The organism is Agrobacterium sp. MA01 (assembly GCF_009650195.1).
Taxonomy (GTDB): domain Bacteria; phylum Pseudomonadota; class Alphaproteobacteria; order Rhizobiales; family Rhizobiaceae; genus Allorhizobium.
Genome location: NZ_CP045854.1, coordinates 3,055,815 through 3,068,983, shown reverse-complemented (window position 1 = coordinate 3,068,983; position 13,169 = coordinate 3,055,815). Strand labels below are relative to the sequence as shown.

11 protein-coding genes and 1 pseudogene are annotated in these 13,169 nt (G+C 61.5%); 5 read left to right on the top strand and 7 right to left on the bottom strand.

Annotated elements, in window-relative coordinates; translation table 11 throughout:
- Window positions 1–132: 132 nt before the first annotated feature.
- Both GH983_RS14845 and GH983_RS14840 read left to right on the top strand, forming a co-directional pair.
- The gene (locus GH983_RS14845; protein WP_153762802.1) at window positions 133–1,629 is read left to right on the top strand and encodes a hypothetical protein; all 1,497 of its coding nucleotides are present in this window, start codon (window positions 133–135) and stop codon (window positions 1,627–1,629) included.
- 110 nt (window positions 1,630–1,739) lie between these two features.
- Window positions 1,740–3,104 (top strand): M20 family metallopeptidase, encoded by a 1,365-nt coding sequence (locus tag GH983_RS14840; protein WP_153762801.1) that lies wholly within the window; start codon window positions 1,740–1,742, stop codon window positions 3,102–3,104.
- Between the two features lie 121 nt (window positions 3,105–3,225).
- Here the strand turns inward: GH983_RS14840 and GH983_RS14835 are convergent, their stop codons facing one another.
- On the bottom strand, window positions 3,226–3,654 hold the full coding sequence (locus tag GH983_RS14835; protein ID WP_153762800.1) for a LysR substrate-binding domain-containing protein: 429 nt from the start codon (window positions 3,652–3,654) through the stop codon (window positions 3,226–3,228).
- Window positions 3,655–3,793: 139 nt separating this feature from the next.
- Window positions 3,794–4,117: a LysR family transcriptional regulator gene (locus tag GH983_RS24520; RefSeq protein ID WP_153762799.1), complete on the bottom strand. Its 324-nt coding sequence runs from the start codon at window positions 4,115–4,117 to the stop codon at window positions 3,794–3,796.
- A 100-nt stretch (window positions 4,118–4,217) separates the two neighbouring features.
- On the opposite strand from GH983_RS24520, the pseudogene GH983_RS24335 reads away from it, so the two are divergent.
- Both GH983_RS24335 and GH983_RS14825 read left to right on the top strand, forming a co-directional pair.
- Window positions 4,218–4,310, top strand: a pseudogene (locus GH983_RS24335) (hypothetical protein); the annotation flags it as partial.
- Between the two features lie 6 nt (window positions 4,311–4,316).
- Complete coding sequence (locus GH983_RS14825; RefSeq protein WP_246727566.1) at window positions 4,317–4,625, top strand: tautomerase family protein; 309 nt, start codon at window positions 4,317–4,319, stop codon at window positions 4,623–4,625.
- Window positions 4,626–4,728: 103 nt separating this feature from the next.
- On the opposite strand, the gene lysS is transcribed toward GH983_RS14825, so the two are convergent.
- From lysS to GH983_RS14800, 5 genes are all read right to left on the bottom strand, one after another.
- Window positions 4,729–6,225: a lysine--tRNA ligase gene (lysS, locus tag GH983_RS14820; protein ID WP_153762798.1), complete on the bottom strand. Its 1,497-nt coding sequence runs from the start codon at window positions 6,223–6,225 to the stop codon at window positions 4,729–4,731.
- A 186-nt stretch (window positions 6,226–6,411) separates the two neighbouring features.
- Entirely contained in the window at window positions 6,412–7,869 is a 1,458-nt protein-coding gene (gltX, locus tag GH983_RS14815) for a glutamate--tRNA ligase (RefSeq protein ID WP_153762797.1), read from the bottom strand.
- 459 nt (window positions 7,870–8,328) lie between these two features.
- Window positions 8,329–10,098: an SLC13 family permease gene (locus tag GH983_RS14810; RefSeq protein ID WP_054148652.1), complete on the bottom strand. Its 1,770-nt coding sequence runs from the start codon at window positions 10,096–10,098 to the stop codon at window positions 8,329–8,331.
- A gap of 156 nt (window positions 10,099–10,254) precedes the next feature.
- The gene (locus GH983_RS14805; protein WP_069043378.1) at window positions 10,255–11,013 is read right to left on the bottom strand and encodes a TerC family protein; all 759 of its coding nucleotides are present in this window, start codon (window positions 11,011–11,013) and stop codon (window positions 10,255–10,257) included.
- Between the two features lie 113 nt (window positions 11,014–11,126).
- Entirely contained in the window at window positions 11,127–11,795 is a 669-nt protein-coding gene (locus GH983_RS14800) for a TetR/AcrR family transcriptional regulator (RefSeq protein WP_153762796.1), read from the bottom strand.
- Window positions 11,796–11,969: 174 nt separating this feature from the next.
- Here GH983_RS14800 and GH983_RS14795 point away from each other — a divergent pair, with 174 nt between their 5' ends.
- Window positions 11,970–13,157, top strand: a complete 1,188-nt coding sequence (locus GH983_RS14795; RefSeq protein ID WP_194842725.1) for an HlyD family secretion protein — start codon at window positions 11,970–11,972, stop codon at window positions 13,155–13,157.
- The last annotated feature ends 12 nt before the right edge of the window (window positions 13,158–13,169 follow it).

The window sequence follows — 13,169 nt, the reverse complement described above, 5'->3', positions numbered from 1 at the left end:
GAAAGCCGGGGTTAAAGGTTCCGCAAGGAGAGGGGCGTATGCTCACATCCAGTATTGCGTAAACAGTCGGGACGGTGTCATGGCGGAGTTCCAAGCGTGAAGGTGCCAAAAATCCACCTTTCACGAAAGCTCATGCTGATTTTGGGCGGGGTTCTCGTGACCCTCGGCGGAACAGGTGCCGCTGCCGTCTATATCGGCGCGGACAAGCTGCTCGGCCCCTCCTATGCCGAGCTGAACGGCCTCGAATGCACCGAGGTGAAGACCGTCGAGATCCACAAAAAAGATCGCTTCTGGGTGCGCAAATTCATCACCACAGATGAACCCGGCGACGGGCTTGCCCGCGTCAAGACCGCGCTTCGCGTCGCGAAGACCCTGCAGGAAACGAAGAAGGCCGACCTGGTTCAGGTGGTCGTGCTTGACACCAGCGGCCCCAAGGATCGCTCGGGCATGCGCGGTCGTGCGGTCGGGGCTGATATCATCTATGTGCCGGATCCGAGCCACGTGCCTGAGGAAATGTCAGCGCGTGTTCTGACGGCGCGTTATGCCGACGGTCTTGCCGCGCCGAATGGCGAGTTCTTCGGCGAGCGTGTCGACATGCTCGAAGCGGATATTCAGGCGCTCGTTGCCAAGCTCAACGACCAGACGGATTGCGTCAAGCCGGAAGGTCTGGTGACGGAGGCCGAGGGCCATGGCGAGAAGGCCGCCGATGGTCACGGTAAGGCGCCGGCGCATGGCGCCGAGGATGCCCATGGCGAAAAGTCGGCCGACGGGCATGGCGAGGCGGATGCCAAGGGTGAGGCCGAAGGTCATGGCGATGCGCCTGATGGTGAGCATGGCGAGGAAACGCCGGTTGCCGAACATGGCGCCGAAGAGAGCAAGGGCTGGATGGCCTCGCTGATGGGCATGGTCGGTCTCGGCGGCGATGAAGCGCCAGCCGAAGGGCATGCCGCACCGGCGGATGGCCATGCCGCGCCCGCCGACGGTCATGGTGCCGTGGCCGAAGGACACGAGGCGGTTGCCGAGGATCATGCGGAGCCGGCTGCTGTCGCGCATGGAGACGCGGCGACCGATCATGCTGCATCGGATCCTGCTGCGCATGCTGAAGAACCGGCAGCCGATGCAGCGCATGCGGCTGCGCCCGAGCATGGTGCTGAACAGATCGCGCATACAGAAGAGAATCCCGCTGTTGTCGATGAGGCTGCGGCCCACAGCGCAGATGAAAGCAGCCACGACGGTGCAATCGAACAATCCGCAGGCCGTGACACTGCTGCCAGTGACACGTCTGTTGCCGAAGACGCGCCCGCCGAAGGCGACGGCTGGTTCTCATCGCTGAAGAGCATGGTTGGGCTTGGCGGTTCCGAGGAGGAGGCGCCCGTCGCAGATGTCGCCGCTGAAGCCAAGCCCGCCGAGGCTTCGGATGGTGCCAAGAGTGACGACCACGGGGCTGCCTGGCTCGAGAAGATGCGGGCGCAGCCGATTGCACCAGAGGGTGCGGCTGCTGCCGCGCCGGCAACGAAGCCGGAAGAGCATGGTGCTGCGACTGATGCGCATCCACCCGCGGAAGACGAAGCAATCCTGCCGCCCAAGGCCAAGGCCGAAGGTGACGAGCATGCGAAAGCCGATCACTGAGATTTGCTGGCCGGCTTTGCGATCCTGAATTTCTGCGCTGACGGGTCGTCATGGCCCTCGAATCCTGTAGTCTCGCGTCGGGAGGTCCCACGCAACACGACCGGGAACCGATGGAACGCACGACCCTTATTCAGCACGCATCCGATTATGCTTCGGGTGGCGGTCTCGCCGCTGATCTCGCAACGCTTGTCGCGCGCCCTTCGGTCAGCCAATCGGAGGGGCTGCCGGAGGATCTCATCACCTATCTTACGGAGGATGTCAGGCCGATGCTCGAAGGCATCGGATGCGACTGCCGGATTTTCGACAATCCCCTGGCCGGTGGTGCGCCCCTTCTCGTCGGCGTGCGGATCGAGGATGCAGGCTTGCCGACCATCCTGATCTACGGTCATGGGGATGTCTGCAACGGCGAGGCGTCCCGCTGGCGCGAGGGCTTGCACCCCTTCCAGCTGACACAGGAAGGCGACCGGCTTTACGGCCGGGGCACCGCCGACAACAAGATCCAGCACCTGATCAACATCAAGGCCCTGGAGACGGTGATCAAGGCGCAGGGGCGCCTCGGCTTCAACGTCAAGCTCGTGCTGGAAATGGCCGAAGAAACAGGGTCCTACGGGTTGCGGGAGTTCTTCGAGCAGGAGCGGGCTTTGCTTCAGGCCGATGTGCTGATTGCCTCCGATGGGCCAAGGCTGCAGGTCGAGACACCTACGATGTTCATGGGCTCGCGCGGTGGCTTGAGCTTCGATCTCGTCGTGGATTTGAGGCCGGGGGATCATCATTCCGGCAATTTTGGTGGCCTGCTGGCAGATCCGGTGATCCTGCTCACCCATGCCATCGCCGCCATTGTCGATCGGCGCGGCCAGCTCCTGGTGCCGGAATGGCGGCCGACGAGCCTGACGCCGGATATTCGCGCAGCCTTGAAGGATTTGCCGCCGCGTCGGTATGATGCCGATTGGGGGGAGGCGGATCTGACGCCCTCCGAACGAGTCTTCGGCTGGAACTCGCTGGCAGTTCTCGCGATTTCGGCAGGGAACATCGCGGCCCCGCAGAATGCCATTTCCGGATCGGCGCGGGCGACCTGTCAGCTGCGATTTGTCGTCGGCACCGATATGGACGAGATCCTGCCGGCGCTCAGGCGTCATCTCGATGCCGCAGGCTTTCCGATGGTGGAGGTCCGCCCCAAGGGGCCAGCCTTCAAGGCGACGCGCTTCCCGCCGGATCACCCCTGGGTTCGCTTCGTCGAACAGTCGATCACGGCAACGACCGGCAAGGCGCCGCATCTCCTGCCCAATCTTGCAGGTTCTCTGCCGAACGATGTCTTCACCGACGTGCTGGGCCTGCCGACGATCTGGATCCCGCATGCGCATGCCGACTGCGGCCAGCATGGACCGAACGAGCATGCGCTCTTGTCGATTGCCGAAGAGGGCATGCGGATCATGACGGGGCTTTTTCTCGACATCGCCGAAAAGGGCGCGCCGTGAGCCGTGTGAGATTTTGGCTGTGGCACGTAGGCGAAGATAAGTGCATGTGCCGGGTCGAATTAGGCCAGGCTGCGCACAAACGCGATGTCTGGCAGATGCCTCACCCGATATGCCGTGTCCTTCAGCGCATCGGTGGCGGAAACTCGGCAATGGCTCCGGTCAGCCATTCAACGAAGTGTTGGGTCTTGCGCCGACCCCTGCGTGTAACTTTGATGAAATAGCTATATTCGCTTTGGTGGAAGCCAAATGGTGCCAACAGTCGGCCCGCGATTACGTCCGTGGCGACAAGATGCCAGGGAGCGATGGCCGCACCAAGACCATTCAGGGCAGCCTCGATGGTCAGATGATAGTGGTCGAAAGTTCTTGACGCCCTTGCGCTGTCTGCACACTTTTCATCGATCAAACGTGCCCATTCCTGCCAGACATTTATGCGTGTCCGCGTTTCCAATCGAGGCAACTCGCTCACCCAGGCGATGGCGTCAGGTATGGGCCCGGTCGCAATCGACGGCGCGAAGATCAGACCCCAGTTGTTCCTGGAATAGCAGCGCATAGTCAGATTGGACCACCGAGCCCGGTGCCATGATCAGGATCTCAACATCTACCGGATTGCGCGGTGCTCGGTCATCGGTCGCCAGCCGCACATCGTAGCCGGGATGCCTGGCGGTGAAGTCATGCAGGCGTGGCACCAACTAGCGGATGGCGAAGGTGCTCAGACAGGCGACGTCCAGTATGCTGTCTTCGCCCCTGGAGATGAGGCGCAATGCATCTTCAATCTGGTCGAAGGCCGCCGTTAGCGCAAAACCGAAAACCCGGCCTTCGGGCGTCAGCCGAGGACGATTCCGTGGGCCTTCAAACAGTTGTGTTCCGATTGCCGCTTCCAGATGGCTGACATGCCGACTTATTGCGCTATGGGTCACGGATAGCTCCTCGGCAGCCTCCGTAAGGGTACCATGGCGCGAAGCTGCCTCAAAGGCACGGAGTGCTGCCACTGGCAGGTTCTTTCGGTTCTTCATGTGAGCGAAAGTCACAAACAACGGATCTAAATGTCAATATGTGCGGCATGGTCAGCGTGATAATTCGCAGTAATCTTCAATAAATCAGAGAGGTTGCATTATGCCCTTCATCAGAACCGCCTTGCCCCTTGGAACCGATGTCCTGCGCAGAAGGCACATTGTGGAGGGCATTCACGATGCGCTGGTCGGGGCTATAGGCATGCCCCAGGACGAACTGTTCAATCTCGTCAGCGAGTATCGCGACGGCGAGTTTTTCTGTGACCGCGGCTTTAACGGTATTGCTCGTTCGGATGCTGTCATCGTGGTCGAAATCACCATGCGGCGCGGCAGAAGCGACGCCATGAAGCGCGCGCTCTATGCGGCCATCGCACAGAATTTGGAAACGCGGGCCGAGATTTCTCCGAAAGACATCTTCATCTTCATGCACGAAAATGACTATTCGGACTGGAGCGTCGGCAATGGTGTGTTTGCCATGGAAATCGCCCAGCAACGCGGCACCGATATCTGACACGAGACTAAAGGTGTTTAGGCTCGCCCATGCGCGCTCGCAGTCTTCCGGCTGCGAGCGTTCTCTGTCTTAGGAAAGATCATGGAATCCCGTCTTGCCCTGATCAGTCAGCCTTGTTGCGGCGGGCCGGGAAGAGGATGACGTCGCGGATCGACGGGGCGTTGGTCAAAAGCATGATCAGGCGGTCCACGCCGATGCCGAGACCACCGGCGGGCGGCATGCCCTGGTCGATGGCGTCGAGGAACTCGTCGTCCAGCTGCTTGTCCTTTTCGCCGCGCGAATGGGCCTGTTCGAGCTGCTCGACCATGCGCTTGCGCTGCTCTTCCGGGTCATTCAACTCGGAGAAGGCGTTGCCGACTTCCCAGGCATTGCAATAGGTCTCGAAACGTTCGACGAGACGCGGTTCGCCCGGCACTTCCTTGGCGAAGGGCGAGATGTCCTTGGGGAAATGCGTGACGTGGCTCGGCTGGATCAGCGTGCCCTCGACCTTCTCTTCGAAGATGAAGGCGAGGCATTCGCCCCAGGTCCAGTCTTTCTCGACGGCAAAGCCGGCAGCCTTGGCAGCGGTGCGAGCCTCTTCGTCAGTCTTCATGGCCAGGAAGTCGATGCCGGTCGCTTCCTTCACGGCATCAGGCATGGGCACGCGCTTGAACGGGCCCTTGAAGGAGAGCTGCTTGTCACCGAAGGTGACGTCGGTCGTGCCGTGGATGCCGACAGCGAGCGTCTCAAACATGCGCTCGACAAGGCCCATCATGTCCTCGTAGTCGGCATAGGCCCAGTAGCATTCCATCATGGTGAATTCGGGATTGTGGCGGGTCGACACACCTTCGTTGCGGAAGTTGCGGTTGACCTCGAACACCTTGTCGGCAAGGCCCGACACCAGCGTGCGCTTGAGGAACAGTTCCGGCGCGATGCGCAGATACATGTCCATCTTCAGCGTGTTGTGGAAGGTCTTGAACGGGTCTGCGTTCGCCCCGCCATAGACCGTCTGCAGCATCGGCGTCTCGACTTCGAGGAAACCTTCGCCTTCGAGGAAGCGGCGGATGCCCGACACGATCTTCGAGCGCTGCTGGAAGCGGAGCTTCGACTCTTCGTTGGTGAGGATGTCGAGGTGGCGCTTGCGATAGCGCAGCTCGATGTCGGCAAGACCGTGATACTTCTCCGGCATGGGGAGAAGGGTCTTGGTCAGCATGGTAATTTCATGGGCGTTGATCGTCAGCTCGCCGCGCTTGGTGCGACGGACCTGGCCCTTGACGCCGATGATGTCGCCGAGGTCGATCATCGGCAGCAGCGCGCGGGCTTCTTCCGGCGTCGTGTCCTTGTGGGAGAAGATCTGGATCTTGCCGGAGGCATCATGGATGTCCATGAACATGCCGGAATTGCGCGAGGAATAGACACGACCGGCGACCGTGATGATGTCGTCAGACGTTTCGTCCAGCTCCAGGCCCGCATATTTCTCGGCGAATTCCGCATTGGTCATCGTGCGGTGGAAATGCGCCGGATAGACGTCGCCGACCTGTTCGCGCAGCAGCGCGAGTTTCTGGCGGCGGACTTCCGTCGGGTCGGAGGAGAGGGCGGTTTCGGTGGTCTGTTCGGTCATCGGGTATCGCCTCGGATCGGCCTGGAGTGTGTTTCACCCCCCTCTGTCACTAGGTGACATCTCCCCCACAAGGGGGAGACTGGTCTCCGCCGGTTCGGGCTTGCCCGCTCTCCCCCTTGTGGGGGAGATGCCCGGCAGGGCAGAGGGTGGTAATGAATGCGCCCCCGGCAACGGAGGCGCGGCATTTTAGTTGGTGGCACCCGCCATCGCGGTGAGCACCTGGATCGCGACCTTCAACCGCTGGCGCACGACCGAGCGGCCGAGCAACGCCATGCTATCAAACAGCGGCAGCGAACGCTGGCTTCCCGACACGGCGACAAAGAGGGGCGGGGTGACGACGCGGAGCTTCTTGCCCATCCGTTCGGAGATCGCGCGCAGCTCTTCCTCGATGGTCGCGACGTTCCATTCGAGGATCTTTTCGAGATCCGCCTGAACGGTGGTGACGATTTCGAGCGTTTCGGCCGGGCTGGTCTTCAAGCCGCCGAAGGAGGCGGGCGAAAGGCCAACGTCGTTGGCGAGCAGGAAGCCGGCGAGCGGCGGGACTTCGCCGAGCTTGGTTACGCGGCTCTGGGCAAGCTTCAGGCCTTCGACCAGACGGTCATTCTCCATCGACCAGTCGAGCACGCGGGCAACAAACTCTTCCGGTGTCAGCTTCTCGCGCAGCCAGCGGCCGTTCAGCCAGTCGAGCTTCTGGATGTCGAAGATGGCGCCGGCCTTCGAGAGGTTGTCGGGGTCGAACTTCGCGATCAGCTCTTCCATCGACAGCAGTTCCTCGCCTTCGGCGATCTGGATGAAGAACAGGCCGAGGAAGTTCATCAGGGCTTCCGGCAGGTAGCCGAGGGCCGAGTAATAGGAGATCGAGGTCGGGTTCTTGCGCTTAGACAGCTTCGACTTGTCGTGATTGCGCATCAGCGACAGGTGCATGAACACAGGCGGCTCAAGGCCGAGATGCTTGTAGATCAGGATGTGCTTGGGCACCGATGCCAGCCACTCTTCGCCGCGCGCGACGTGGGTGATCTTCATCATGTGGTCGTCGACGACGTTTGCCATGTGATAGGTCGGCATGCCGTCGGCCTTCAGAAGCACCTGCATGTCGACGCTTTCCCACGGGATCGAGACGTCGCCATAGACGCCGTCGTGGAAATCGCAGGAGCCTTCGGTCGGCACCTTCAGGCGCACGACATGCGGCTCGCCGGCAGCAACGCGGGTGGTGACTTCCTCGGCCTTCAGATGCAGGCAGTGGCCGTCATAGCCTGGCGGCTTTCCGGCGGCACGTTGGGCTTCGCGCATGCTCTCCAGCCGTTCCGGTGTGCAGAAGCAATGGAAGGCGCCGCCATTGTCGAGCATCTTGTCGACGTAAGGGCGATAGAGATCCTTGCGCTCGGACTGGCGATAGGGGCCGTAGGGGCCGCCGACGTCAGGACCTTCCGACCAGGTCAGCCCGGTCCATTTCAGCGCGTCCAGCACCTTCTGTTCGAATTCGGCTGTCGAACGCGTCGCATCGGTGTCCTCGATGCGCAGGATGAACTCACCGCCGAATTTCTTGGCGAAGAGATAGTTGAACAGCGCGATATACGCGGTGCCGACATGGGGTTCGCCGGTGGGGGAGGGTGCGATGCGGACGCGGACGCCTGATGTGGTCATGAAATTCAGCTCGTGGTGCGTGCGGGGGACCTGGCGCCTTGGCGCTGGATCGAAAAATTGTGAGACTGCCGATGATGGCCTGCGATGGACAGGGTGGGGCCCAGAGGACCGCCTGTTCCACCGCGAGGCCTTAAGGCCATATTCATGGCCGTGCGTCAAGAAAAACCACGGAAACAGGCGCGTCAGAGGCCATTGCCGAAATTTCGAAATTTTTCTGCAAGCCCGGAACCGGACGGCGTAAGCCGCGTTCTTATGACAGAGCGCAGGTCGTGCCAACCGGACGCGACGGGATATGGGGAACACGGGAGTTTTTCCGGTTTCTTTCCGTGGCCAACGAAATGGCAGACGAGCCCCTTAACCGTCCGGCCTGCGCTCTCCCCAAGTCCCCGCCCCCAAGGAAAACCTGCGTCCCGCCGACGCAGGTTTTTCTTTGTGTTAATTTTCCGCGCCCTGGCCGGATCAGCTGACCGGCCAGACCATCAGCAGGGTTGGCACCGAGACCAGTACGATGAGGATGGAGAGGGGTAGCCCAAGCCTCGGATAGTCCGAGAAGCGATAGCCGCCCGGACCCATGACCAGCGTGTTGCACTGGTGGCCGATCGGAGTGAGGAAATCGCAGCCGGCACCAATGGCAACTGCCATCAGGAACGCCTCCGGCTTGTAGCCGAGGCCAGTGGCAAAGCTTGCGGCAATCGGCGCCATCACGAGAACTGTCGCGGCATTGTTGAGGAAAGGCGTAACGGCCATCGCCGTCAGCAGGATCATCGCCACCGCACCCCAGACGGGCATGCCGCCGGCTGCGGCGTTCAGCCAGCCGGCGATCACGTCGCTGCCACCTGACGTGCGCAAGGTATCGGCCACGGGTATGAGCGCCGCGAGCATCACGAGGATCGGTCCGTCGACGGCGCGATAGACCTCGCTGACCGGAATGACACCGAAGGCGACCATGGCAAGGGCTGCGGCGAAGAAGGCGATCGCGACAGGGGCAAGGCCAAGCGCGGTGGCACCCATTGCGACCACCAGGATCGCGAGGGGGATGAAGATGTTACGGCTCGTTCCGAGCAGGATTTCCCGTTCGGCGAGCGGCAGGCAGCCGAGTTCGGTCAGGATGGAGGGCATCTGCTGGCGTAGGCCCTGAAGCAGTACCACGTCGCCGGAGCGTAGCGTCAGCTGGCCGAGACGTTCCCGGATGCGCTTGCCCTGGCGGCTGACCGCCAGAAGATTGACGCCATAGGTATGGACCAAAGACAGCTCGCTGGTTGTCTGGCCGATCAGCGGTGAGCCTCGACCGATCACGGCCTCGACCGACGAGATATCGCCACGCTTCTTGCGATCGCGCTCGGTGCTGCCGGAAAGGCTCAGATTGCCCTGGGACACAATGCGGTCAAGCGCCTCCGATGGTCCTTCGAGGAGAAGCGTGTCCTCTTCATGCAAAAGCACGTCAGGGAATGGCGAGAGGCGCGTGTGTCCGCGCAGGATCGCGCTGGCGGTCACCTCGCCATGCGCGGTCTGCAAAAGGTGATGCAGGGTCTTGCCGGCAAAGGGCGATTGCCGGGTGATCATCGCTTCCGTGGCAAAGCTCGAACTTTCCAGTGCTTCCTGCAGTGACGGGTTCTGGTTCTCACGACGGGGGACCAGCCAGTAGAAGAAGATCAGGAAGACGATGCCGGCGGCTGCAAGCGTCGCGCCGACCGGGGTGAAGTCGAACATGGTGAAAGACTGGCCGGTCAGCTCCTCGCGTAGCCGCGAGACCGCGATGTTCGGCGAGGTGCCGATCTGTGTCATGAGCCCGCCAAGCAAGGCCGAAAAGGCCATCGGCATCAGAAAGACCGATGGCGGGACATTGGACCGGCGGGCGAACTGGAAGGCGACGGGCATCATGATCGCCAGTGCGCCGATGTTCTTGATGAAGGCGGACAGGACCGTTACCGTCACCAGCAGGAGCAGCATCTGGCCGTGCAGGGAGGTCAGGGCAGGAAAGAAGCGCTTGATGGCGAGGTCCACGACGCCCGACCGCGCGACGCCGGCGCTGACCACGAGAGCGCTGCCGACGATGATGACGAGATCATCCGAAAAGCCGGAGAAAGCCTCGCCTGCCGGCACCAGCCCGACGGCGACGGCGGCCACGAGGGCGCAGCAGGCGATCACGTCGTAGCGGAATTTTTCCCACAGGAAGGCCGCCATCATGATGGCGATGATGCCAAAGGCGAGGATCTGCTCGTAGGTCATGGCGCTCCGGCACGATGCTGGCGTGATCTGGAAGGCGTAGGAGCTTGCTTGAAGTCTGGCAAGGGCCGACCGGTTCCCGCGCTTAACGTTCGACAGCAAAATGGCCCATCGTCAGGACGGGCCATTTCTGTTCGAGCGTTCGGTTGCCGCTGCCAGTCAGTGCACGACGGCTTTCTGCAGGCGATCCCGCTCGCGCTTGCGTCGGGCAAACATGTTGAGCACCTCGACGAGTGCCGAGAAAGCCATGGCAGCATAGACATAACCCTTGGGCACATGGAAGCCCATGCCCTCGGCGATCAAGGTCATGCCGATCATCATCAGGAATGCCAGTGCCAGCATGACGATGGTCGGGTTCTTCTCGATGAAGTTGGCAAGCGGGGTCGCGGCAACCAGCATGACGGTCACGGCCGCAACCACGGCGACGACCATGATCGGGACATGCGGTGTCATGCCGACGGCTGTAATAATGCTGTCGATCGAGAAGACGAGGTCGAGCAGCAAGATCTGGCCAATGGCGCTCGCGAAGGTCGTGGATGCGGTGGAGGCGATGAAGTCCTCTTCCTTGTCGACGGGGTCGACGGCGTGGTGGATTTCTTTCGTCGCCTTCCAGACAAGAAAGAGGCCTCCGGCGATCAGGATCATGTCCTTCCAAGAGAAGCCTTGGCCAAAGAGCTCGAAGACGGGCGTGGTCAACTGGACGATCCAGGCGACCGTGCCGAGCAGGGCGAGACGCATGACAAGAGCAAGCCCAATGCCGATACGGCGCGCCTTTTCGCGCATCTCGGCGGGCAGCTTGTTGGTCAGGATCGAGATGAAGATGAGGTTGTCGATGCCGAGCACGATCTCCATGACGACGAGCGTCACGAGTGCGACCCAGGCGGCGGGGTCCTGGAGGAGAGCGCTGATATTGTCCATGAGTGGCTTCCGTGCTGATCAAGCGGACGAGGGAGCCCAGGACATGAGCCATATCCCGAGCAGTGGCAAGCAGCGAATTAAAGTCCGTGCGCGGAGAAAAGTTCCCCCGCAGATCAGCCCTGGGACCCGGGGCTTTTCGGGCCGTAGAAGTTCATGAACATACGAAGGCCGGATTCCACCACGCGTGCGATCTCCTTGTCGTCGGGTCGCACGGGGATGTCGTTGAACAGGCGCTTCTTGAAATAGCCTGCCGTTGACATGTCGATGAATTGGCGTGCTGCCAGATCGCTGTCTTCGACCGAGAGTTCGCCCTTTTCGTTGGCCGCAGCAATATAGTCCTGCAGCAGCACCTTGATGTTGGTGGGCGACGAAGCAAAGAAGCGCTGACAGAGCGTCGGCATCCGGTCGAGCACACCCATCAGGATCCGCATCGTCGGGATCATCTCCGTGTCGAGAATGAAATGCGCGTGGGCGAGCGCGTAGCGCCGCAGGCCTTCCTCGACATGGGTGCTTTCTTCAAGGATCTGTCGGATAGCGGCATCAAAGGCGCTCTTCTCACGCTCGACCAGAGCGCCGAACAGATCCTCCTTGCTCTGGAAATAGACGTAGATGGTGCCTTTCGAGACGCCTGCCTCGCGGGTTACGTCATTCATGCTTGCGGCATCGTAGCCGAGCTTCATAAAGACCCGCTTGGCCCCATCCAGGATCTGTCCCCGCTTGACCGGATCAGCGCCCGCAGCGAAGCGACCCACCCCGGCGACGGGGTAGGAGGGCGGCGTCATGGCGATTTCCTGCTCTTGTTTCGACATTTCCTGACCGATGAAAAAATTAACTGCGTTGTGTGGCCTCGGTTGGGAGGCGCGTGTCTGCACCTTGCTATGCACCAAAAAAGGCGCTATGTCAATCGAACCGAACGGTTCAGTTCGAGAGAGTTCAACCCATTCCCGGTCCGTATCATGTCGACGACGCAAAGATCCACCGCCCTTCGTTCCACTTCCACTCCAGTCGATCGGAATGAGGAAGCGCCCGCCATTGACACGGATGCAGGGCAGCCCCACCCGGCGCCAGAAGATACTGGTTCCAAGTCCAAGCGCCGCAGCTTCGTGCTGCCAGTCATCCTTGCCACGCTCCTCGCGGGCGGCGTTTGGTACGGCTACGACTGGTGGACCAACGGTCGCTTTATGGTGTCGACCGAAGACGCCTATATCGAAGGCGACATCGCGATCATCTCGCCGAAAGTTTCTGGTTATGTCGGCAAGGTGAATATCGCGAACAACCAGTTCGTGCATGCCGGTGATCCGCTGGTGACCCTCGATGGTGGCGATTATCAGATCGCCTATGATCAGGCCATTGCCGGCAAGCAGAGCTCAGAGCTCGCGATCGCCCGGATCGATGCACAGATTGTTGGTGGACAGGCGAGTGTGGCGCAGGCTCAGGCGCAGCTTGGCTCGCTCGAGGCTGCTGTGCGCGGCGCCGTAATTACGGAAAAGCGCGCGAGCGAACTTGCTGCCAAGAGTGTCGGCACGGCTGCGGATCTCGACAATGCCAAGGTGGCACTCGATCAGGCCCGCGCCAATCTGGTGGCCGGCCAGGCCGCAGTCGCTTCGGCCGAAGCCAATCTCTCGATCCTCAAGGCGCAACGCGACGAGGCGGTGAACGCCGTGAAGGTGCAGGATCAGGTGGTGGCGAAAGCCAAGCGTGATCTCGATTTTACCGTGCTGAAAGCGCCCTATGACGGGGTGATCGGCAATCTCTCGGTTCAATCAGGGGATCTCGTCTCGGCGGGCAAGCGTCTTGCGGCCCTGGTGCCGACCAGCGAGCTCTATATCGAGGCCAACTTCAAGGAAACGCAGATCGCACATCTGGTGCCGGGTTCCAAGGTCTCAATCCATGTCGATGCCTATGGCGACGATGCGCTCGAAGGTACGGTGACCTCGATCGCTCCGGCCTCCGGCGCCATCTTCTCCATGCTGCCGGCGGAAAACGCCACCGGCAACTTCACCAAGGTTGTCCAGCGCGTGCCTGTCCGCATTGCGCTGCCCAAGGAAGCGCTTGCCGGCGGCCATCTGCGTGCCGGCCTCAGCGTTATCGTCGACGTCGACACCCGCACGGCCCCCGAGGGCCAGGCGCTTGCCGCGAAGTAACACCACCGGCTG